Origin of the sequence: Pseudomonas sp. LS1212, assembly GCF_024741815.1 — a bacterium.
In the GTDB taxonomy this organism is placed as follows: domain Bacteria; phylum Pseudomonadota; class Gammaproteobacteria; order Pseudomonadales; family Pseudomonadaceae; genus Aquipseudomonas.
In genome coordinates, this window is sequence record NZ_CP102951.1 from 1644045 (window position 1) to 1664544 (window position 20500).

Annotated in this window: 22 protein-coding genes; all 22 read left to right on the top strand. The window is 61.6% G+C overall.

Annotated elements, in window-relative coordinates; translation table 11 throughout:
• The first annotated feature begins 61 nt into the window (after positions 1-61).
• The 22 genes from NVV94_RS07660 (at position 62) to fliP (ending at position 20479) form a co-directional block, all read left to right on the top strand.
• Complete coding sequence (locus tag NVV94_RS07660; RefSeq protein ID WP_258446606.1) at positions 62-415, top strand: flagellar protein FlaG; 354 nt, start codon at positions 62-64, stop codon at positions 413-415.
• 83 nt (positions 416-498) lie between these two features.
• Positions 499-1923 carry a flagellar filament capping protein FliD gene (fliD, locus tag NVV94_RS07665; RefSeq protein WP_258446607.1) on the top strand — a complete coding sequence of 475 codons (1425 nt, stop codon included), beginning with the start codon at positions 499-501 and terminating at the stop codon, positions 1921-1923.
• 150 nt (positions 1924-2073) lie between these two features.
• A complete protein-coding gene (gene fliS, locus NVV94_RS07670) occupies positions 2074-2466 on the top strand; it encodes a flagellar export chaperone FliS (RefSeq protein ID WP_258446608.1) in 393 nt (130 codons plus the stop codon).
• Positions 2467-2488: 22 nt separating this feature from the next.
• Positions 2489-2782 carry a flagellar protein FliT gene (gene fliT, locus NVV94_RS07675; protein WP_258446609.1) on the top strand — a complete coding sequence of 98 codons (294 nt, stop codon included), beginning with the start codon at positions 2489-2491 and terminating at the stop codon, positions 2780-2782.
• Positions 2783-2948: 166 nt separating this feature from the next.
• Complete coding sequence (locus tag NVV94_RS07680; protein ID WP_258446610.1) at positions 2949-4424, top strand: sigma-54 dependent transcriptional regulator; 1476 nt, start codon at positions 2949-2951, stop codon at positions 4422-4424.
• 213 nt (positions 4425-4637) lie between these two features.
• Complete coding sequence (locus NVV94_RS07685) at positions 4638-5843, top strand: PAS domain-containing sensor histidine kinase (protein ID WP_258446611.1); 1206 nt, start codon at positions 4638-4640, stop codon at positions 5841-5843.
• 2 nt (positions 5844-5845) lie between these two features.
• Positions 5846-7234: a sigma-54 dependent transcriptional regulator gene (locus tag NVV94_RS07690; protein ID WP_258446612.1), complete on the top strand. Its 1389-nt coding sequence runs from the start codon at positions 5846-5848 to the stop codon at positions 7232-7234.
• Positions 7235-7346: 112 nt separating this feature from the next.
• Complete coding sequence (fliE, locus tag NVV94_RS07695; protein WP_258446613.1) at positions 7347-7676, top strand: flagellar hook-basal body complex protein FliE; 330 nt, start codon at positions 7347-7349, stop codon at positions 7674-7676.
• A gap of 15 nt (positions 7677-7691) precedes the next feature.
• Positions 7692-9470: a flagellar basal-body MS-ring/collar protein FliF gene (gene fliF, locus NVV94_RS07700; RefSeq protein WP_258446614.1), complete on the top strand. Its 1779-nt coding sequence runs from the start codon at positions 7692-7694 to the stop codon at positions 9468-9470.
• Positions 9463-10482, top strand: coding sequence for a flagellar motor switch protein FliG (gene fliG, locus NVV94_RS07705; protein WP_258446615.1), 1020 nt, complete (start codon positions 9463-9465; stop codon positions 10480-10482). Before fliF ends, fliG begins: the two co-directional genes overlap by 8 nt.
• Before the next feature lie 282 nt (positions 10483-10764).
• Positions 10765-11535: a flagellar assembly protein FliH gene (gene fliH / locus NVV94_RS07710; protein WP_408733485.1), complete on the top strand. Its 771-nt coding sequence runs from the start codon at positions 10765-10767 to the stop codon at positions 11533-11535.
• Entirely contained in the window at positions 11525-12883 is a 1359-nt protein-coding gene (gene fliI / locus NVV94_RS07715) for a flagellar protein export ATPase FliI (RefSeq protein ID WP_258446617.1), read from the top strand. The genes fliH and fliI overlap by 11 nt, the downstream gene beginning before the upstream one ends.
• 6 nt (positions 12884-12889) lie before the next feature.
• Positions 12890-13339 (top strand): flagellar export protein FliJ, encoded by a 450-nt coding sequence (fliJ, locus tag NVV94_RS07720; RefSeq protein ID WP_258446618.1) that lies wholly within the window; start codon positions 12890-12892, stop codon positions 13337-13339.
• Positions 13340-13428: 89 nt separating this feature from the next.
• A complete protein-coding gene (locus NVV94_RS07725; RefSeq protein ID WP_258446619.1) occupies positions 13429-13734 on the top strand; it encodes an STAS domain-containing protein in 306 nt (101 codons plus the stop codon).
• 7 nt (positions 13735-13741) lie between these two features.
• On the top strand, positions 13742-15445 hold the full coding sequence (locus tag NVV94_RS07730) for a fused response regulator/phosphatase (RefSeq protein WP_258446620.1): 1704 nt from the start codon (positions 13742-13744) through the stop codon (positions 15443-15445).
• 71 nt (positions 15446-15516) lie between these two features.
• Positions 15517-15822 (top strand): Hpt domain-containing protein, encoded by a 306-nt coding sequence (locus NVV94_RS07735; RefSeq protein WP_258447641.1) that lies wholly within the window; start codon positions 15517-15519, stop codon positions 15820-15822.
• Between the two features lie 79 nt (positions 15823-15901).
• On the top strand, positions 15902-17185 hold the full coding sequence (locus NVV94_RS07740) for a flagellar hook-length control protein FliK (RefSeq protein ID WP_258446621.1): 1284 nt from the start codon (positions 15902-15904) through the stop codon (positions 17183-17185).
• Between the two features lie 124 nt (positions 17186-17309).
• Positions 17310-17807 carry a flagellar basal body-associated protein FliL gene (fliL, locus tag NVV94_RS07745; protein WP_258446622.1) on the top strand — a complete coding sequence of 166 codons (498 nt, stop codon included), beginning with the start codon at positions 17310-17312 and terminating at the stop codon, positions 17805-17807.
• A gap of 9 nt (positions 17808-17816) precedes the next feature.
• Positions 17817-18785 carry a flagellar motor switch protein FliM gene (fliM, locus tag NVV94_RS07750; RefSeq protein WP_258446623.1) on the top strand — a complete coding sequence of 323 codons (969 nt, stop codon included), beginning with the start codon at positions 17817-17819 and terminating at the stop codon, positions 18783-18785.
• A 48-nt stretch (positions 18786-18833) separates the two neighbouring features.
• Complete coding sequence (gene fliN / locus NVV94_RS07755) at positions 18834-19292, top strand: flagellar motor switch protein FliN (protein ID WP_258446624.1); 459 nt, start codon at positions 18834-18836, stop codon at positions 19290-19292.
• Positions 19293-19727, top strand: coding sequence for a flagellar biosynthetic protein FliO (fliO, locus tag NVV94_RS07760; protein WP_258446625.1), 435 nt, complete (start codon positions 19293-19295; stop codon positions 19725-19727).
• Positions 19727-20479, top strand: a complete 753-nt coding sequence (gene fliP, locus NVV94_RS07765) for a flagellar type III secretion system pore protein FliP (RefSeq protein ID WP_258446626.1) — start codon at positions 19727-19729, stop codon at positions 20477-20479. The genes fliO and fliP overlap by 1 nt, the downstream gene beginning before the upstream one ends.
• Positions 20480-20500: the final 21 nt, after the last annotated feature.

The window sequence follows — 20500 nt, forward strand, 5'->3', positions numbered from 1 at the left end:
TTGCGGTGAGCGACGGAAGGGCATTGCATGCCCTTCCGTTTTTGATTTGTGAGGTGTGGACATGGATATGAGCGTCAAGCTGAACTTGTCTTATCCGGCGGCTGCAGCTCAGGGCAGCGCTGGCAAAAATGCCGCGCAGTCAGCGCTGCAGGCATCGCCCGACCTCAAAGCCGACGCTGCGAAAGAACCGCCAAGGGCAGAATTGGATAAAGCGGTGAAGGAAATCCAGGACTTCGTGAATTCCGCGAAGCGTCAACTGGACTTCTCCGTCGATGACTCGACCGGCAAGGTCGTGGTCAAGGTCATTGCGACCGACAGTGGGGAGGTGGTCAGGCAGATCCCTTCCGAAGCTGCGCTGAAGCTGGCGCAAAGTTTGAGCGATGCCGGCAGCCTGTTGTTTGAAGGCAGGGTCTGAAGCTGGCACAAGATATGTAGCTGTCGATGGCTGGGCGCGCGCTCGTCAGAATAGCGACAGCCACCGACCGAAGGAGATGAACGATGGCCACACTATCCGTACCCGGTATTGGCAGTAACATTGACACCGGCGCAATCGTGAAGGCGCTGGTCAATGCCGAGAAGGCGCCCAAGCAGGCGCAGATCACTGCCCAGAAAACCACGGCGTCGGCGACACTGTCGGCCATCGGCTCGATCAAGAGTGCTCTGGATACATTTCGAGAGGCGCTGGCCAAGCTCAATGGTACCAACTCGTTCATCGGTCTGACGGCGACGTCTTCCAATGACAAGGTGGCAACCGCGACGTCCAACAACAAGGCGGCGGCCGGTAATTACGCCTTGGTGGTCGACCGTTTGGCCACTGCATCAAAGGTCACGAGTGCCAAGGTTGTGGGCGGGGCGTCCACGGTCATGACGGCGTCGGCTACAACCCTGACGTTGACCCAGGGCACTGGCACTGATCCAGGTGATGTGGCCAATTCGTACTCGATCGACATCGCGGCCAATGCGACCTTGCAGCAAGTGCGTGATGCCATCAACACACAGGTGCAGTCCAAGGGTATCACTGCCAACCTTGTGACCGACTCCAACGGTGACTCTCGCCTGGTGATGTCCTCGACCACCACAGGCGCCGGCACCGAGCTCTCGCTCAGTGGCATTCCTGCACTGACAATCGACGGCACAGTAGCGGGGGGAGCCGGTGCGGCAGGACGTCTTGGCGATGCGCCGCAAGATGCGGCCTACACAATCGACGGCCTGTCGATGACCAGCTCGACCAATAGCATCGATTCTGCGATCAGCGGGGTAGCCCTGAAATTGACCGGTGCTGGCAGTTCGACCGTGTCGGTCTCTTCAAGCACCGATAGCTTGAAGACCTCGGTGCAGGCTTTCGTCGATGCGTATAACACCTTGATGACGGCAGTCAACGCCCAGACCAAAGTGACGGTCACTGCTGGTGCTGCCAGCACCAGCGCGGGCACTGCCACGGCTGCGGGAGCGCTGACGGGTGACGCCACCATGCGCAGCCTGATGAGTTCGGTGCGCACCGAGCTCACCAAGGTGACTGGCAGTGGCTCGTTGAATGTGTTGTCCCAGATTGGTGTCAATACCGTACAAAAGACCGGACTGCTCGAGCTCAATTCGACCAAGTGGGACACTGCGATGAAAACCGGCGCTGGCGATGTGGCCGGGCTGTTCACGGGCGATGATGGGCTTCTCAAGCGCTTGACGGCTGCGACCGATGCCTATGCCCAAACGGGTGGCATTCTCGCGTCGCGTCAGACTTCCCTCAACACCAGGTTGACCAATCTGGGTAAAGATCAGGCTGCCCTGGATCGTCGGATAGAGAGCCTGACCACCTCCCTGACCTTGAAATACAACGCCATGGATACGCTGGTCGCCCAGCTGACTGCGACCAATTCCAGTATCATGACCACCCTTAATGCGCTGAATAACTCCAAATCCAATTGATCGGTGACGCGGCTTGCGGGCCCGGGCGCTTCCTCAGGATGCGCCTGGGCCTTGTTGTTTTCGGCATGTGTGAGGCTAAAGTTTTTTACGACCAAGTCGACACAAAGGGTATGAAGGCCATTTACTTTTGGCGTGTATCGAGGAACGAATATGAATCCCATCAAAGCCCTTCGGCAATACCAGAAGGTCAGCTCCGTGGCGCAGACATCCGAAGCCAGCCCCCATCGTCTTGTGCAGATGCTGATGGAAGGTGGTCTGGATCGCCTGGCCCAAGCCAAGGGCGCGATGAGTCGCGGTCAGATCGATCAAAAAGGCATCATGCTCAGCAAGGCGATCGAGATCATCGGAGGCTTGCGCGAGGGCCTGGATCCCGAGAAAAGTGAAAGCCCCGAGTCGCTGCAAGAACTGGACAGCCTCTATAGCTACATGATGGTCCGTCTGGCTGAGGCCAATCGCCTGAACGATGCCGATATGATCGATGAAGTTGCTCGGCTGCTGATCACCGTCAAGAGCGGTTGGGATGCGATCGCCACTGCCGAGTGAGACCGGTGCATGAGGATCCGACATGAGTGCATTACAGCGTATTGAAGAAACCCGGCACGCCCTGATCGATGCCTTGCAGGCGCGCGACTGGCAGGCCATCGGTGAGCTCGACATGGCCTGCCGTGCTTGTGTCGAGACGGTCTTGCAGGAACAGCTGCTCAACGAGGGTGAGCTGCGCGACAACCTCGAAGGGCTGCTCGGCGTATACCGGCAGTTGATTGAAATTACAAGCGGCGAGCGTCAAGCAATAGTTGATGAGATGACGCAGATCAACCAAGCGAAGAGCGCGGCAAAGGTTTACCATTTGTTCCGCTGACTGGGTTGATCGAAAAGTAGTGCGCCATAAATTTGACTGTGTACGGTTTTTTGACTTAACTAGTGGCTGATTCAATAATTCAGGCGTCTACGAGCTGAACAGAGCCAAAGATGTCGAGCATGCCCTGCTTACGGGGCGCCGAGTTGACTAGGGAAGTTGCTATTGCATGTGGCGTGAAACCAAAATTCTGCTGATCGATGACGATAGCGTCCGCCGCCGCGACCTGGCGGTGATCTTGAATTTTCTCGGCGAAGAAAATTTGACCTGCACAAGCCATGACTGGCAGCAGGTGGTCGAGTCGTTGTCATCCAGTCGTGAAGTACTCTGCGTCCTGGTCGGGACCGTCAATGCTCCGGGTGCTCTTCTGGGCCTGCTTAAGACAGTGGCAACCTGGGATGAGTTCCTTCCGGTTCTGCTTTTAGGTGAAAATTCTTCGGTCGACCTGCCCGAAGAACAGCGCCGCCGTGTGCTGTCGAGCCTGGAAATGCCTCCCAGCTACAGTAAATTGCTCGATTCGCTGCACCGGGCCCAGGTCTATCGCGAGATGTACGACCAGGCGCGCGAGCGCGGCCGCCAGCGCGAACCGAACCTGTTCCGCAGCCTGGTCGGCACCAGCCGTGCCATCCAGCATGTGCGCCAGATGATGCAGCAAGTCGCCGACACCGACGCCAGCGTATTGATCCTGGGCGAGTCGGGCACCGGCAAGGAAGTGGTAGCGCGCAACCTTCACTACCACTCCAAGCGTCGCGATGCGCCTTTCGTGCCGGTCAACTGTGGTGCCATTCCCGCCGAGTTGCTCGAGAGCGAATTGTTCGGCCATGAGAAGGGCGCCTTCACCGGTGCGATCACCAGCCGTGCCGGCCGCTTCGAGCTGGCCAATGGCGGCACCCTGTTCCTCGACGAAATCGGCGACATGCCGCTGCCCATGCAGGTCAAGCTGCTGCGCGTGCTGCAGGAGCGCACCTTCGAGCGGGTCGGCAGCAACAAGACCCAAAGCATCGATGTGCGGATCATTGCCGCTACCCACAAGAACCTGGAAAGCATGATCGAGGCCGGTACCTTTCGCGAGGACCTGTACTACCGCCTGAACGTGTTCCCGATCGACATGGCGCCGTTGCGCGAGCGCGTCGAAGATATTCCGTTGCTGATGAACGAGCTGATCTCGCGCATGGAGCACGAAAAGCGCGGCTCGATCCGCTTCAACTCGGCGGCGATCATGTCGCTGTGCCGGCACGGCTGGCCGGGCAACGTCCGTGAGCTGGCCAACCTGGTTGAGCGTATGGCGATCATGCATCCTTATGGGGTGATCGGTGTAGTCGAGCTGCCGAAGAAATTTCGCTATGTCGACGACGAAGACGAACAGTTGGTCGACAGCCTGCGCACCGACCTGGAAGAGCGGGTGGCGATCAATGGCCATCCGCAGGAGCTCAACGCCGGTGCGATGCTGCCACCTGAAGGCCTGGACCTGAAGGATTACCTGGGCGGGCTTGAGCAGGGGCTGATCCAGCAAGCGCTGGACGATGCCAACGGGATCGTCGCACGCGCCGCCGAACGTCTGCGCATTCGCCGTACCACGCTGGTGGAAAAGATGCGCAAGTACGGCATGAGTCGCCGTGAAGGTGATGAACAGGCGGATGATTGACGCTGGTCGGTTGCAACAGGGGCACATGGAAGTGCCCGGTGCAGTCAATGCGCACCCTGCCTGATCTGGCGCAATGCCCTGTCTGGTTGAATGTCCGCAGTTTGTTAACCTTCTGAAACATCCCCCATCGTCTGCTGAAATTTTCCGGCACGTCTATTGCTATAACCCTCGCAACACACCGTTTTATGACGGTTAGCCACGCGAGAGAGCACGATGCCAAAGGCCGCCCCCACTTGTGTCCCCGATCTCGAAGGGCGAGGCGCCATCGAACAGGAAAGCCGACCCGGCCTCGAGCAGGCCTTCGCGCTGTTCAATCAAATGTCGACCCAGCTCAATGACTCCTACAGCCTGCTCGAAGCGCGGGTGACCGAGCTCAAGGGCGAGCTGGCCGTGGTCAGCGCCCAGCGCATGCAAGAGTTGGCGGAGAAGGAGCGGTTGGCCAACCGTTTGCAGAACTTGCTCGACCTGCTGCCTGGCGGGGTCATTGTGATCGATGGGCAGGGCGTGGTGCGCGAAGCCAATCCGGCGGCCTGTGATCTGCTCGGGCGGCCGCTGGTGGGTGAGCTGTGGCGGCATGTGATTGCTCGCTGCTTTGCGCCACGTGTCGACGATGGCCACGAAATCTCTTTGCGCGACGGTCGGCGCCTGTCGATTGCCACGCGCTCGCTGGATGCGGAGCCTGGTCAGCTTGTGTTGCTGAACGACCTGACCGAGACCCGTCATTTGCAGGATCAGTTGGCCCGCCATGAGCGGTTGTCTTCGCTGGGGCGCATGGTCGCTTCATTGGCGCACCAGATCCGCACGCCGTTGTCGGCAGCGTTGCTCTATGCCAGTCATTTGACCGAGCAAGCGTTGCCGGTGGAAACCCAGCAGCGCTTCGCCGGGCGCCTTAAAGAGCGGTTGCACGAGCTTGAGCATCAGGTGCGCGACATGCTGGTGTTTGCCCGAGGCGAATTGCCGTTGACCGACCGTATTGCCCCCAGGGCGCTGTTTCAGGCCTTGCAGGCGGCGGCGCAGAGCCACCTGCAGGGCCAGCCGGTCTGCTGGCAGTGCGACAGCCATGTCGGTGAGCTGCTGTGCAATCGCGACACGCTGGTCGGGGCCTTGCTCAATCTTGTTGAGAATGCGATCCAGGCCAGTAGCGAACCGGTTCGCTTGAAAGTCCATCTGTATACCCGTGGGCAGACCGTGCGCCTGTGCATCAGTGACAGTGGCGCGGGCATCGAGCCCGAGTTGCTGGCGCGCCTGGGCGAGCCTTTCCTGACGACCAAGGCCACGGGTACGGGCTTGGGGCTGGCGGTGGTCAAGGCTGTGGCGCGGGCACATCAGGGTGGTCTGCAATTGCGCTCGCGGCAGGGACGAGGCACTTGTGCGCTGGTCGAGCTTCCACTGATCGGCCCTGCGGCGCAAAAGGAGTAGCCATGAAGGCCATTAACGTACTGCTGGTCGAAGATGATCGCGCTTTGCGCGAAGCACTGGGCGATACCTTGCTGTTGGGCGGTCATGCCTATCGCGCGGTGGGTTGCGCCGAGCAAGCCCTGGAGGTTGTCGGCACTGAGGCGTTCAGCCTGGTGATCAGCGACGTCAACATGCCGGGCATGGACGGTCATCAGTTGCTTGCGCAGTTGCGCGCACGCCAGCCGCAGTTGCCGGTATTGCTGATGACGGCTCATGGTGCGGTGGAGCGGGCGGTCGACGCCATGCGCCAGGGCGCGGCGGATTATCTGGTCAAGCCGTTCGAGCCCAAAGCGTTGCTCGATCTGGTGGCAAGGCATGCGTTGGGCTGTGTCGGTGCTGCCGAGGCCGAAGGGCCGATCGCTGCCGAGCCGGCCAGTGCCCAGTTGCTGGAGCTGGCCGCACGGGTGGCGCGCAGTGATTCGACGGTGCTGATCTCCGGCGAGTCCGGCACCGGCAAGGAAGTGCTGGCCCGCTACATCCATCAGCAGTCGCCCCGCGCCAGCCAGCCCTTCATTGCCATCAACTGCGCAGCGATCCCCGACAATATGCTCGAGGCCACCCTGTTCGGTCACGAAAAGGGTTCGTTCACCGGCGCCATCGCCGCGCAGCCGGGCAAGTTCGAACAGGCCGATGGCGGCACCTTGCTGCTGGACGAAATTTCGGAAATGCCCTTGGGCTTGCAAGCCAAGCTGCTGCGCGTATTACAGGAGCGTGAAGTGGAGCGGGTAGGGGCGCGCAAGCCGATTGCCCTGGATATTCGCGTAATCGCCACCACCAACCGGGATCTGGCTGGTCAAGTGGCCCAAGGGCTGTTTCGCGAGGACCTGTTCTATCGTCTGTCGGTTTTTCCCCTGGCCTGGCGGCCGCTGCGCGAACGCACCGCCGATATTCTGCCGCTGGCCGAGCGCCTGCTCGCCCGGCATGTCAACAAAATGAAACACACGGCCGTGCAGTTATCGCCACAGGCCCGGGCGTGCCTGCTGGCCCATGCCTGGCCGGGCAATGTCCGGGAGCTGGACAATGCCATCCAGCGGGCCCTGATCCTGCAGCAGGGGGGCATCATCCAGGCCGGGGATTTCTGCCTGCAGGGGCTGCCGTCGGCGTTGCCGCAAGGTGCCGGTGCCCCAGTGCCGGCCCCGATGGCTTTGAGTGTCAATGATTCGGCAGGCGCGCTCGGCGATGACCTGCGCCGGCGCGAATTCCAGGTGATCATCGACACCCTGCGCGCCGAGCGCGGGCGGCGCAAGGAGGCCGCCGAACGGCTGGGGATCAGCCCGCGCACCTTGCGCTACAAGTTGGCGCAGATGCGAGATGCGGGCATGGACGTCGAGGCCTGTCTGTACGCCACATGATGGCGGCGGCGTTTTTGTCGGTGGTTTGCTGGAGCTGGCACCCTTGTTGCTATCTCCTGTGCAGTAGCGGCGTGAGCGTCAAAAAATTGCGGGCCGTCGGAGAGAGAAGTCCATGAGCCAAGGTATTGAATTCAATCGATTGATGCTGGACATGCGGGCCATGCAAATGGACGCAATGGCCCAGCCGAAATCTGCTGTGCAGGCGCCTGAAATCGGCTCCAGCAGCTTCTCGGACATGCTCGGTCAGGCCGTCAACAAGGTCAACGACACCCAGCAGGCCTCCAGTCAATTGGCCAGTGCCTTCGAGATTGGCAAGAGCGGCGTCGACCTGACCGATGTGATGATCGCTTCGCAGAAAGCCAGCGTCTCGTTCCAGGCACTGACCCAGGTTCGCAACAAGCTGGTTCAGGCGTATCAAGACATCATGCAGATGCCGGTATAAGGGCGAGATTGAGTCATGGCAGAAGCAGTCGATAACGTGCCGGCCAAGAGCACCCTGGCGGCTGGCAAGCCGCCGCTGTTCGGGCTTTCGTTCCTGGAAAACCTTTCCGAAATGACGGTGCTGCGTCAGGTGGGCCTGTTGGTCGGCCTGGCGGCGAGCGTTGCGATTGGTTTCGCCGTTGTGTTGTGGTCGCAACAGCCTGACTACCGACCGCTGTTCGGCAGCCTGGCCGGGATGGACGCCAAGCAGGTGATGGATACCCTGGCGGCCGCCGATATTGCCTATACCGTGGAACCCAACTCTGGCGCACTGCTGGTCAAGGCCGAGGATTTGTCTCGCGCCCGCTTGAAGCTGGCTGGCGCCGGCGTTACGCCGAGCGACGGCAACATCGGTTTCGAAATTCTCGACAAGGACCAGGGCCTGGGCACCAGCCAGTTCATGGAGGCCACTCGCTATCGGCGTGGCCTGGAAGGTGAGCTGGCGCGGACCATTTCCAGCCTCAACAACGTCAAGGGTGCTCGCGTCCACCTGGCCATCCCGAAAAGCTCGGTGTTCGTGCGCGATGAGCGCAAGCCCAGTGCTTCGGTACTGATCGAACTCTACTCGGGCCGATCGCTGGAGCCGGGCCAGGTCATGGCCATTATCAATCTGGTTGCCACCAGCGTTCCCGAGCTGAGCAAGTCGCAAGTCACTGTCGTCGACCAAAAGGGCAACCTGCTCTCCGATCAGGCGGAAAACTCCGAACTGACCATGGCTGGCAAGCAATTCGATTACAGCCGCCGCATGGAAGGCATGCTGACCCAGCGCGTGCACAACATCCTGCAGCCGGTGCTGGGTAACGATCGCTATAAAGCCGAAGTCTCCGCCGATGTGGATTTCAGTGCCGTCGAGTCGACCTCCGAACAGTTCAACCCGGACCAGCCGGCCCTGCGCAGCGAGCAGTCGGTGAACGAACAGCGTTCGAGCAGCATGGGCCCGCAAGGGGTGCCGGGCGCGTTGAGCAATCAGCCACCGGGCCCGGCCTCGGCACCGCAACAGACCGGCCAGGCCCAGGCCGCCGCCGGCATGGTTCAACCCGGTCAGCCGCTGCTCGATGCCAACAGCCAGCAGATCATGGACCCGGCCACCGGCCAGCCGATGCTGGCGCCGTACCCGGCTGACAAGCGTCAGCAGTCGACCAAGAATTTCGAGCTGGACCGCTCCATCAGCCACACCCGCCAGCAGCAGGGGCGTCTGAACCGCCTGTCGGTCGCGGTCGTGGTCGACGATCAGGTCAAGGTCGATCCGGCGACCGGCGAAACCACCCGTGCACCCTGGGGCGCCGACGAATTGGCGCGCTTCACCCGGCTGGTGCAGGATGCCGTCGGTTTCGATGCCAGCCGCGGCGACAGCGTCAGCGTGATCAACGTGCCGTTCGCCGCCGACCGTGGGGAAGTCATCGCCGAAATTCCGTTCTACTCCCAGCCGTGGTTCTGGGACATCGTCAAGCAGGCCATGGGGATCATCTTCATTCTGGTCCTGGTCTTCGGTGTGTTGCGTCCGGTCCTGAACAACATCACCGGCAAGGGCAAGGAGCTGGTCGGCGTCGATGGCGATCTGGAACTGGGCGGCATGGGCAGCCTGGATGGCGAGCTGGCCAACGACCGGGTCACCCTGGGCGGGCCGCAAAGCATCCTGTTGCCGAGCCCGAGCGAGGGCTATGACGCCCAGTTGAATGCAATCAAGAGTCTGGTGGCTGAAGACCCGGGCCGTGTGGCTGAGGTCGTAAAAGAGTGGATTAACGCCGATGAGTGATAACCGAGCCTTGACCGCCAAACTGACTACGGTCGACAAGGCGGCAATCCTGTTGTTGTCTTTGGGCGAAACCGATGCTGCGCAAGTCCTGCGGCACATGGGGCCAAAGGAGGTCCAGCGCGTGGGCGTGGCCATGGCGCAAATGCGCAATGTGCACCGCGAGCAAGTCGAGCAGGTCATGAGCGAATTCGTCGATATGGTCGGCGACCAGACCGGCCTGGGTGTCGGTTCCGATGATTACATTCGCAAAATGCTCACTCAGGCCCTGGGAGAAGACAAGGCCAATGGCCTGATCGACCGCATTCTGTTGGGCGGCAATACCAGTGGCCTCGATAGCCTGAAGTGGATGGAACCGAGGGCCGTGGCCGACGTGATTCGTTTCGAGCACCCGCAGATCCAGGCCATCGTGGTGGCCTACCTGGACCCCGACCAGGCCGGCGAGGTGCTTGGGCACTTCGACCAGAAGGCGCGCCTGGATATCATCTTGCGGGTATCGTCGCTCAACACCGTGCAGCCAGCCGCCTTGAAAGAACTCAACCAGATTCTCGAGAAGCAGTTCTCCGGCAACTCCAATGCCGCGCGCACCACGCTGGGCGGTATCAAGCGTGCGGCCGACATCATGAACTTCCTCGACAGCTCCATCGAAGGCCAGTTGATGGACGCCATTCGCGATGTCGACGGCGACCTGTCCGAGCAGATCGAAGACCTCATGTTCGTCTTCAACAACCTCTCCGATGTGGACGACCGCGGTATCCAGGCGCTGTTGCGCGAAGTGTCGTCCGATGTCCTGGTGCTGTCGCTCAAGGGTGCCGACGAGCGGGTCAAGGAAAAGATTTTCAAGAACATGTCCAAGCGCGCTGCGGAGCTGCTGCGCGACGACCTGGAAGCCAAGGGGCCGGTGCGGGTCAGCGACGTGGAAACCGCGCAAAAGGAAATTCTCACCATCGCCCGCCGTATGGCCGAAGCCGGAGAAATCGTGCTCGGCGGCAAGGGCGCGGAAGAGATGATCTGACGGCGGTGTGCCGAACCTGTAGCAGCTGCCGCCAGGCTGTCGCAGTGGCGCACCAGCTGGAGTCCCGCAGGGGCTCCCCGGCGATTTCAAGATCTTGCGCCCGCTTCGCACGCGAGCGCAGCCTGCGGCAGCGGCTACGCCGACCGAGGTGAGTCGAACATTTGTAGCCGCTGCCGCTAGGCTGCGCTCGCGTGCGAAGCGCGCGCAAAATCTCAAGATCGCCAGGCAGCCCTAGCGGCCGCGGCTACAGAGGCGGCGATGTATTAACTTTGAGTGCGTGGAATCATGTCGAACAACGAGCATTTGAGTGAGCTGATTCGCGCCAGGGATGTCGGGGCCTTCGATGTCTGGTCATTGCCCAGCTTCGATCCGCACCAGCCCGAGCCTGAACCGGAGCCCGAGCCCGAGCCACCCTTCGAGGAAGAAATCGAAGAGGTCCCGCTCGAGGAAGTCCAGCCGCTGACTCTCGAAGAGCTCGAAAGCATTCGTCAGGAAGCTTACAACGAGGGCTTTGCCACCGGCGAGAAAGAGGGCTTTCACAGCACCACGCTCAAAGTCCGCCAGGAAGCGGAAGTAGCGCTTGCGGCCAAGCTTGGCCGGCTCGAAACGCTGATGGCGAATTTGCTCGAACCGATTGCCGAACAGGACACCCAGATCGAAAAGTCGCTGATCAGCCTGGTCAGTCATATCACCCGTCAGGTGATCCAGCGCGAGCTGCGCAGCGACTCCAGCCAGATCGTCCATGTGCTGCGCGAGGCCCTGAAGCTGCTGCCAATGGGTGCCGACAACATCCGCATTCATGTCAACCCGCAAGACTTCGAGCTGGTCAAGGCGCTGCGTGAGCGGCATGAAGAAAGCTGGCGCCTTCTCGAAGACGAAGCGTTGCAGCCCGGCGGCTGCCGCATCGAAACCGAGCACAGCCGCATCGACGCGACGATCGAAACGCGGATCGAGCAGGCCCTGGCACAACTGTTCGACCAGCTGCATGACCAGAACCTGCACCCGGCGGCTGCGGATCTGACCATCGACCTGGACAACCCCGATGCGCCTTGACCGCACCAGTTTCGGCAAGCGCCTGGATGCCTATGCAGGTGCCGTCGACCTGCCCGGCCAGCCCGTGGTCGAAGGGCGTCTGTTGCGCATGGTCGGCTTGACCCTGGAGGCTGAAGGCCTGCGTGCGGCCATGGGCAGCCGCTGCCTGGTGATCAACGACGACAGCTACCATCCGGTACAGGTCGAAGCCGAGGTCATGGGCTTTTCCGCCGGCAAAGTGTTCCTCATGCCAGTGGGCAGCGTCGCCGGCATTGCGCCGGGGGCGCGTGTCGTACCGCTGGCCGATACCGGTCGCTTGCCCATGGGCATGAGCATGCTCGGGCGTGTGCTCGACGGCGCCGGTCGGGCCCTGGACGGCAAGGGCGGAATGAAGGCTGAAGACTGGGTGCCGATGGATGGCCCGACCATCAACCCGCTCAAGCGCGACCCGATCAGCCAGCCGCTGGACGTGGGCATTCGCAGCATCAACGGCCTGTTGACCGTCGGCCGTGGTCAACGCCTGGGCCTGTTCGCCGGTACCGGCGTGGGCAAGAGCGTGCTGCTGGGCATGATGACCCGTTTTACCGAGGCCGACATCATCGTGGTCGGGCTGATCGGCGAGCGGGGCCGGGAGGTCAAGGAATTCATCGAACACATTCTGGGCGAAGAAGGCCTGAAGCGGTCGGTGGTGGTGGCTTCACCCGCTGACGATGCACCGCTGATGCGTCTGCGCGCTGCCATGTATTGCACGCGTATCGCTGAATATTTCCGCGACAAGGGCAAGAACGTCCTGTTGCTGATGGACTCGCTCACCCGTTTCGCCCAGGCCCAGCGCGAGATCGCCCTGGCCATCGGCGAACCGCCGGCGACCAAAGGCTACCCGCCTTCGGTGTTCGCCAAGCTGCCCAAGCTGGTGGAGCGAGCCGGTAACGCCGAAGCCGGCGGCGGTTCGATCACGGCGTTCTATACCGTCTTGTCCGAAGGCGATGATCAGCAGGACCCGATTGCCGACTCGGCGCGGGGCGTTCTTGACGGGCATATCGTCCTGTCCCGACGCTTGGCCGAGGAGGGGCACTACCCGGCCATCGACATCGAGGCCTCGATCAGCCGGGTCATGCCTCAGGTCGTCAGCCCCGAGCAGATGAGTCGCGCCCAGCATTTCAAGCAACTCTGGTCGCGCCTGCAGCAGAGCCGCGATCTGATCAGCGTCGGCGCCTACGTGGCCGGTGGCGACCGGGAAACCGACCTGGCCATTTCGCTGCAATCATCGTTGGTGCAGTTCTTGCGCCAGGGGCTGCACGACAACGAGAGCCTGCAGCAGAGTCGCGAACAGCTTTCGTCGATCTTTGCGCCGGCGGCAAAGGGGTAAGCGGTCATGGCCCAAAGCCGTGCGGCACGCTTGACCCCGGTCGTCGAAATGGCCGAAGACGCCGAGCGCAAGGCCGCCCAGCGCCTAGGGCATTTCCAGGGGCAGGTCAGCCTGGCCGAAACCAAGCTGGCCGAACTGGACCGCTTTCGCGCCGATTATCAACAGCAATGGATCACCGAGGGCAGCAAGGGCGTTTCCGGGTTGTGGCTGATGAACTATCAACGCTTTCTCAACCAGCTCGAAACCGCCGTAGCCCAGCAAAAGCAAAGCCTGGCCTGGCACCAGAACAACCTCAGCAATGCCCGGGGCACCTGGCAGCAGGCCTATGCCCGGGTCGAAGGCCTGCGCAAGCTGGTCCAGCGTTATATCGACGAGGCGCGGCAAATCGAAGACAAGCGTGAACAGAAACTGCTCGACGAATTGTCCCAGCGCCTGCCCCGGCATGACCACTTCTGATCGGGTAATTGCCAGGGTGCGTTGCTGCACCCGCGACAGGCTGCTAAACCTCCACGGTAGGGAACTGCCAACACCAGGGAGCACACACCATGGCCGTAGAAACTGATTTGTCCCAGGATGGGAGCGAGTTGACCATCACCATCAAGGGTCGATTCGACTTCGGCAAGCATCAGCAATTTCGCGAGGCTTACGAGTGCCTCGACTGCACGTCAAAATCGATCGTCATCGATCTGAAAGAAGCCACCTATCTCGACAGTTCCGCACTGGGCATGCTTCTCTTGCTCCGCGATCATGCCGGTGGCGAGGATTCCAACATTCGCATGGTCAACCCCAATTCGGATGTACGAAAGATTCTCGCCATCTCCAATTTCGAAAAACTGTTCGACATCCGTTGACCTGACCATGTCGACCCTCGACGCGTTGACGGTACTGATCGCCGAAGACAATGCTGCCGACCGCTTGCTGCTGTCGGGCATCGTCCGGCGTCAGGGCCATGTTGTCCTGGCCGCCGAAAATGGCGCGCAGGCCGTCGCGCTGTTTTCACAGCAGCGCCCGCAGCTGGTCCTGCTCGACTTGATGATGCCGGTGATGGACGGCCTGGAGGCTGCGCGCCGGATCAAGGCGCTGGCGGGCGAAGCCTTGGTGCCGATCATCTTTCTCACCTCGTCGGTCGACGATCAAACGCTGGTGCGCTGTCTGGAGGCTGGCGGTGACGACTTTCTGACAAAGCCTTACAGCCAGATCGTCCTGGGCGCCAAGATCAAGGCAATGGACCGCTTGCGACGCTTGCAGGCCACGGTCCTGGAGCAACGCGACCAGCTTGCCCGTCATCACGAACACCTGCGCGGCGAGCAACGTGTCGCCAAGGCGGTGTTCGATCAAGTGGCGCACTCCGGTTGCCTGAGCTCACCGAATATCCGCTACCTGCAGTCGCCTTATGCCTTGTTCAATGGCGATCTGTTGCTGGCGGCATTCACCCCCGCTGGCGATATGCAGGTGTTGCTGGGTGACTTCACTGGCCACGGGCTGCCGGCGGCGGTGGGCGCCATGCCCCTGGCGGAAGTCTTCTACGGCATGACGGCCAAGGGCTATGGGTTGGCCGAGACCCTGCGCGAAATGAACGCCAAGCTCAAGCGGATCCTGCCGGTGGACATGTTCTGCTGTGCGACCTTGCTGTGCCTGCGTTTCCAGCAGCAGGTAGTAGAGGTGTGGAACGGGGGTATGCCCGATGGCTACCTGCACCGCGTGGCCACCGATGAGCGCGTGCCACTGGTATCGCGGCATTTGCCGCTGGGCATCCTGCCGCCCGAGCGTTTCGATGACAAGACCGAAGTAGTGCCGCTGGCATTGGCCGATCGGATTTTCCTGCTGTCCGATGGCGTGATCGATACCTGTAATGCGCAGGAGCAATTGTTTGGTGTCGAGCGTTTACAACAGGTCTTTACTGCCAATCGGCAACCGGAGTTATTGTTCGAGGACATCCTTCAGGCATTGGCGACCTTTGGCGGTAAAACCCGTGACGATGTCAGCATGGTCGAAATCAGCATGGTCGAACCCGGCGTGCTCGTGCCGCCCCCGCTGGTCTATTCCGATAGCGGTGCATCGAGCCCGCTGGACTGGTCGATGACCTTTGAATTGCGTGCCGAGACCCTCAAGCGATTCAACCCTGTGCCCCACTTGTTGCAGCTGCTGCAGGAAATTCACGGCTTGCGAGCCCAGAGTGGCGCGCTGTTCAGCGTGCTGGCCGAACTCTATTCCAATGCCCTGGAGCACGGGGTGCTCGGGCTTGATTCCAGCCTCAAGCGCGATGTCGCCGGGTTTACCCGCTACTATCAAGAGCGCAACCATCGGCTGGCGCTTCTGCAAAGCGGTTTTGTGCGCCTGCACCTGCAGGTCGTGCCTCACGCGCTGGGCGGGCAGTTGTGCATCGAGGTCCAGGACAGCGGCAAGGGCTTTGACGTGCGCCAGGTTCTGGCGCGGCCGCAGGCCGAACGAGGATTGTCCGGGCGCGGGCTGGACCTGATACGGCAGTTGAGCAGCAATGCCCACTGGACTGACGGTGGTCGAGTTGCGCGCGTAGAGTTTGCCTGGGAAGCTCTGGCATAATCCCGGCTTGATCAAGGAGTGAACAAGTGAAGCATCTCGATTACGACGTGCTCAGAGCTTTGCAGGACGTCATGGAGGATGAGTACCCGTTGTTGCTGGATACCTTTCTCGACGATTCGCAAAAGCGACTGAGGCAATTGCAAAAAGCCAAGACCGTCCAGGAGCTTGGCGAGGCTGCCCATACCCTCAAGGGCAGCAGCAGCAATATGGGGGCCGTGAAGCTGGCCGACCTGTGTCGGCAGATGGAAGTGTGTATAACGCAACAGCCCCTGCGTGGCGTGGAGTACCTGCTCAACAGGATTGATCAGGAGGTCGCCCTCGTTCTGAAACTTTGTCGCGAGGAACGCCGGCGCTTTCCCTCAAGCCCGGTGCGTTGATCGGTTTTTCAGCGGCTGGCCCGGTTTTTGCCTTGTCTGTCTCGACTGTGCCATGCGCCGTGTACAGAGGAGACCATTCATGCCGCTCGCTTCCAATCCATTATTGCAGTCCGCCTCTGTGGCCAGACCACAGTCAGTCGGCGCCAGCTCACCCGACAAGGTCGCCGATGCGGGCAAGGACAAGGCGTCCGGTTTCGCCGAGGTCTATGCGCAGCAATCGGAGGGCAAGCCCGCTGCGGTCAAGGATGCGCCCGGCACGGCGGCGCGCGACAAGGTTGCCGACAGATCTTCCGGCGATACCGACGAGCAAGGCATTGCCGCTGAACAGTCAGGCGTTGCCGCTGGCGGCAACGCCTTGCCTGCCGATGCGGTGCAGGCAGTGGCCGATGACTTGGCCTGCATCACTGAGCCGGGAGTGGTGGACGGCGATCCCGCCAGCGTCCTGCTTGACGCGCAACTGCTGCAGGCGGCAACCGTGACGCCACCGGCCGCGCCGGCAGCCCTGGCGGCTACCGTTCAGGCACCGACACAGGAGCAGGTGCAGCCTGCTTTCGACCCCTCCAGCGATCCGCTGGCGGACCTGCCGGTGGTACGCCTGGCGCTGGAGCAATCGGCGCAGGCCCTGGGAACCACCTCGGCCCATGCGGCGAGCCAGTCGGCGGATGCGGGGCAGCCCGAAGCGATGCCGGGGCAGGGGACTGTCAATGGCTTGGCGGCCATGCTCGACAAACAGGCCGCCGACAGCACGGGCGCGGAACCCGGTGAACAATCCTTCAGTGGTTTGCTCGACGACGGCCTCAAGGACCTCAAGGGGGCCTCAAGCGACACCCGGGTCGATAACTTTGCCGACCGCCTTGCTGCATTGACCCAGGCGGCTACCCCCAAGTCGGCCAATGCCGTGCCCGTGGCCGCGCCATTGAATCAGCCGCTGGCCATGCATCAGGGCGGTTGGACCGAAGGCCTGGTCAACCGGGTCATGTACCTGTCCAGCCAGAGCCTGAAGTCGGCCGATATTCAACTGGAGCCCGCTGAACTCGGCCGGCTGGACATTCGGGTCAATCTGACAGCGGATCAGCCCGCGCAGGTCGCGTTCAGCAGTGGCCATGCCGGCGTTCGCGAAGCGCTCGAAGGGCAGGTCCATCGGCTCAAGGACATGTTCGCCGAGCAGGGGCTGGGGCGGCTGGACGTCAGCGTGTCCGATCAATCCCGGGGCCAGGAGCAGGGCCGCGAGGCTTCGCGCGGCGGTGCTTCCTCTGCGCGACGCGCTGATGGTGGCGAGCCTGTCGAAGGCGTTGACGCAGTGGCTCAAGCCGACACCCCAAGCGTAGTACTGGGCTCAAGCGCAGTGGACTACTACGCCTGATCCGGTTCTATCCTGCGACCGCAGCGCGGTCGCGTTCAAGAGGGTGATCCATCCGTTCTGGCATAACACTTGCTCCAGCCAATTCGTGTGACTGTGAACACTCGAATAGCGACGGATTATTGGCATGGCAAAGAGCGACGCATCGAAAGACCCCGCCGGCAAAGGCAGGCTCAAGCTGATACTTCTGGTGGTGTTGGCCTTGCTGCTGGCTGTCGGTCTGTCCGTGAGCGCGACCTGGTATTTTCTGCACAAGGCCGACAGCAAGCCGGCGGCTGCTCCTGAAGTGGCGGTCAATGCCAAGGCTGCTGCGGTTTACGAAGCGCTGACGCCTGCCTTCGTGGCCAATTACAACCAGAACGGTCGCCCACGCTACATGCAGGTCAGCATCACCTTGCAAGGGCGGGACCGGGCGGCGCTGGACGCCTTGAAAGTGCACATGCCGCTGATTCGCAACAACCTGGTGATGCTGTTCTCCGCCCAGAGTTTCGACGGCCTGGCGACGCCGGTCGGTCAGGAAATGCTGCGTCAGAAAGCGACTGCCAGCGTGCAGGAAGTCGCACAGAAAGAACTGGGCAAAGTGGTCATTGACCAATTGCTCTTCACCAACTTCGTACTGCAGTAGGAACACGACATGGCCGTGCAGGACCTGCTGTCCCAGGATGAAATCGATGCCCTCTTGCATGGTGTCGACGATGGGTTGGTTCAGACCGAGAATGCCGCCGAGCCTGGCAGCGTCAAAAGCTATGACCTGACCAGCCAGGATCGGATCGTGCGCGGACGCATGCCGACCCTGGAGATGATCAACGAGCGGTTTGCACGCTATACCCGCATCAGCATGTTCAACATGCTGCGGCGTTCGGCCGATGTGGCCGTCGGTGGCGTGCAAGTGATGAAGTTCGGCGAATACGTCCATTCGCTGTACGTGCCGACCAGCCTGAACCTGGTCAAGATCAAGCCGTTGCGCGGCACGGCACTGTTCATTCTCGACGCCAAGCTGGTGTTCAAGCTGGTGGACAACTTTTTTGGTGGCGACGGTCGCCACGCCAAGATCGAAGGGCGCGAGTTCACGCCGACCGAATTGCGCGTGGTACGCATGGTGCTGGATCAGGCCTTCATCGACTTGAAGGAAGCCTGGCACGCGATCATGGAAGTCAATTTCGAGTACATCAACTCGGAAGTGAACCCGGCCATGGCCAACATCGTCGGGCCGAGCGAGGCGGTCGTGGTTTCGACCTTCCATATCGAACTCGATGGGGGCGGTGGCGACCTGCATGTGACCATGCCGTACTCGATGATCGAGCCGGTGCGCGAGATGCTCGATGCCGGTTTCCAGTCCGACCTGGACGACCAGGACGAACGCTGGAGCAAGGCCCTGCGCGAGGACGTGCTGGACGTCAGCGTGCCGCTGAGCGCCACCGTCGCCCGCCGTCAGTTGCGCCTGCGTGACATTCTGCACATGCAGCCGGGCGATGTGATTCCGGTCGAGTTGCCGGACGAACTGATCATGCGCGCCAATGGCGTGCCGTCGTTCAAGGCCAGGCTGGGTTCCCACAAGGGCAACCTGGCGCTGCAAATTGTCGAGCCGATCGAGCGCCGCTGATTGGCGCTGCGGCATTCAACTTGATTTTCTGCCCGTCGAGGACTTCTGATGGCTAACGAATACGAAACAACTTCTGCCGAAGACCAGGCTCTGGCCGATGAGTGGGCTGCCGCCCTGGGCGAGGCCGGTGAAGGCGGGCAGGCCGATATCGATGCCTTGCTGGCCGCGGATGTGCCGTCCTCCCAGCGGCTGCCGATGGAAGAGTTCGCAAGCATGCCGCGCAACAACGAATTCGTGAGCCTCGAGGGCCCGAACCTGGATGTGATCCTGGACATTCCGGTGACCATTTCCATGGAGGTGGGGGCCACCGACATCAACATTCGCAACCTGCTGCAGCTCAATCAGGGCTCGGTGATCGAACTCGACCGGCTGGCCGGCGAGCCGCTGGACGTGCTGGTCAACGGTACGCTGATCGCCCATGGTGAAGTAGTCGTGGTCAACGAAAAGTTCGGTATCCGTCTGACCGACGTGATCAGCCCAAGCGAACGTATCAAGAAGCTGCGCTGAGTGAACAGGTTACTGGCAATTCTGGTGTGCCTGCCGTTGACCGCGCTGGCAGGGCAAGCGGACGCCCCGGCGGTCGCCCCGGCAACCACTGACGGTGTGGCCGGGCAGTTGACCCAGCTGGTGCTGGGTCTGCTGCTGGTGCTGGGGCTGATCTTCTTCCTCGCCTGGCTGCTGCGACGGGTGCAACAGGTCGCACCGCGTGGCGGGCAGGTCATCGAGCTGGTGGCTTCGCGGGCGCTGGGGCCGCGCGACCGCCTGGTGCTGGTGCAGGTGGGCAACGAGCAGATCCTGCTTGGGCTCACGCCTGGGCGCATCACCCCCTTGCATGTCATGGCGCAGCCGGTCGAGGTGCCAGCCACTGCCCAGCAGGCCACGCCCGAGTTCGCCCAGCGCCTGATGGAGCTGTTGGGCAAGGATCATAAGGACAAGAAGTGATGGGCGCGTTGCGCATTTTGTTGACGCTGCTGTTGCTGTTGGCAGCGCCGCTGGCGCTGGCCGCCGATCCGCTGTCGATCCCGGCGATTACCTTGTCCAGTGGTGCCGATGGGCAGCAGGAGTACTCGGTCAGCCTGCAGATCCTGCTGATCATGACGGCGCTGAGTTTTATCCCCGCCTTCGTCATGCTGATGACCAGTTTCACCCGGATCATCATTGTCTTTTCGATCCTGCGCCAGGCCCTGGGCCTGCAGCAGACGCCGTCGAACCAGATCCTGACCGGCATGGCGCTGTTCCTGACGATGTTCATCATGGCGCCGGTGTTCGACCGGGTGAACCAGGATGCCTTGCAGCCCTATATCAACGAGAAGCTCAGCGCCCGGGATGCGATCGCCAAGGCCGAGGTGCCGATCAAGGACTTCATGCTGGCGCAGACCCGCCAAAGCGACCTGGACCTGTTCATGCGCCTGTCCAAACGTACCGACATCGACGGCCCCGACCAGGCGCCGTTGACCATCCTGGTACCGGCCTTTGTCACCTCGGAGCTGAAAACGGCCTTCCAGATCGGCTTCATGATCTTCATTCCGTTTTTGATCATCGACCTGGTCGTGGCCAGTGTGTTGATGGCCATGGGCATGATGATGCTGTCGCCGCTGATCATCTCCTTGCCGTTCAAGATCATGCTGTTCGTGCTGGTCGATGGCTGGGCGCTGATCATCGGTACGCTGGCCGGCAGTTTCGGGGGCGTATAGGTGTTCGGAATCTTGCGAGGA

Bases quoted from the DNA above. Each gene is read 5' to 3' on its own strand.
- NVV94_RS07740 (WP_258446621.1), top strand. From the start codon at position 15,902: ATGCCGCTCGCTTCCAATCCATTATTGCAGTCCGCCTCTGTGGCCAGA.
- NVV94_RS07690 (WP_258446612.1), top strand. From the start codon at position 5,846: ATGAAGGCCATTAACGTACTGCTGGTCGAAGATGATCGCGCTTTGCGC.
- fliS (WP_258446608.1), top strand. From the start codon at position 2,074: ATGAATCCCATCAAAGCCCTTCGGCAATACCAGAAGGTCAGCTCCGTG.
- NVV94_RS07660 (WP_258446606.1), top strand. From the start codon at position 62: ATGGATATGAGCGTCAAGCTGAACTTGTCTTATCCGGCGGCTGCAGCT.
- fliI (WP_258446617.1), top strand. From the start codon at position 11,525: ATGCGCCTTGACCGCACCAGTTTCGGCAAGCGCCTGGATGCCTATGCA.
- fliE (WP_258446613.1), top strand. From the start codon at position 7,347: ATGAGCCAAGGTATTGAATTCAATCGATTGATGCTGGACATGCGGGCC.
- fliJ (WP_258446618.1), top strand. From the start codon at position 12,890: ATGGCCCAAAGCCGTGCGGCACGCTTGACCCCGGTCGTCGAAATGGCC.
- NVV94_RS07735 (WP_258447641.1), top strand. From the start codon at position 15,517: ATGGAGGATGAGTACCCGTTGTTGCTGGATACCTTTCTCGACGATTCG.
- NVV94_RS07685 (WP_258446611.1), top strand. From the start codon at position 4,638: ATGCCAAAGGCCGCCCCCACTTGTGTCCCCGATCTCGAAGGGCGAGGC.
- fliN (WP_258446624.1), top strand. From the start codon at position 18,834: ATGGCTAACGAATACGAAACAACTTCTGCCGAAGACCAGGCTCTGGCC.
- NVV94_RS07730 (WP_258446620.1), top strand. From the start codon at position 13,742: ATGTCGACCCTCGACGCGTTGACGGTACTGATCGCCGAAGACAATGCT.
- fliL (WP_258446622.1), top strand. From the start codon at position 17,310: ATGGCAAAGAGCGACGCATCGAAAGACCCCGCCGGCAAAGGCAGGCTC.
- fliF (WP_258446614.1), top strand. From the start codon at position 7,692: ATGGCAGAAGCAGTCGATAACGTGCCGGCCAAGAGCACCCTGGCGGCT.
- NVV94_RS07680 (WP_258446610.1), top strand. From the start codon at position 2,949: ATGTGGCGTGAAACCAAAATTCTGCTGATCGATGACGATAGCGTCCGC.
- fliP (WP_258446626.1), top strand. From the start codon at position 19,727: ATGGGCGCGTTGCGCATTTTGTTGACGCTGCTGTTGCTGTTGGCAGCG.
- fliT (WP_258446609.1), top strand. From the start codon at position 2,489: ATGAGTGCATTACAGCGTATTGAAGAAACCCGGCACGCCCTGATCGAT.
- fliG (WP_258446615.1), top strand. From the start codon at position 9,463: ATGAGTGATAACCGAGCCTTGACCGCCAAACTGACTACGGTCGACAAG.
- fliD (WP_258446607.1), top strand. From the start codon at position 499: ATGGCCACACTATCCGTACCCGGTATTGGCAGTAACATTGACACCGGC.
- NVV94_RS07725 (WP_258446619.1), top strand. From the start codon at position 13,429: ATGGCCGTAGAAACTGATTTGTCCCAGGATGGGAGCGAGTTGACCATC.
- fliM (WP_258446623.1), top strand. From the start codon at position 17,817: ATGGCCGTGCAGGACCTGCTGTCCCAGGATGAAATCGATGCCCTCTTG.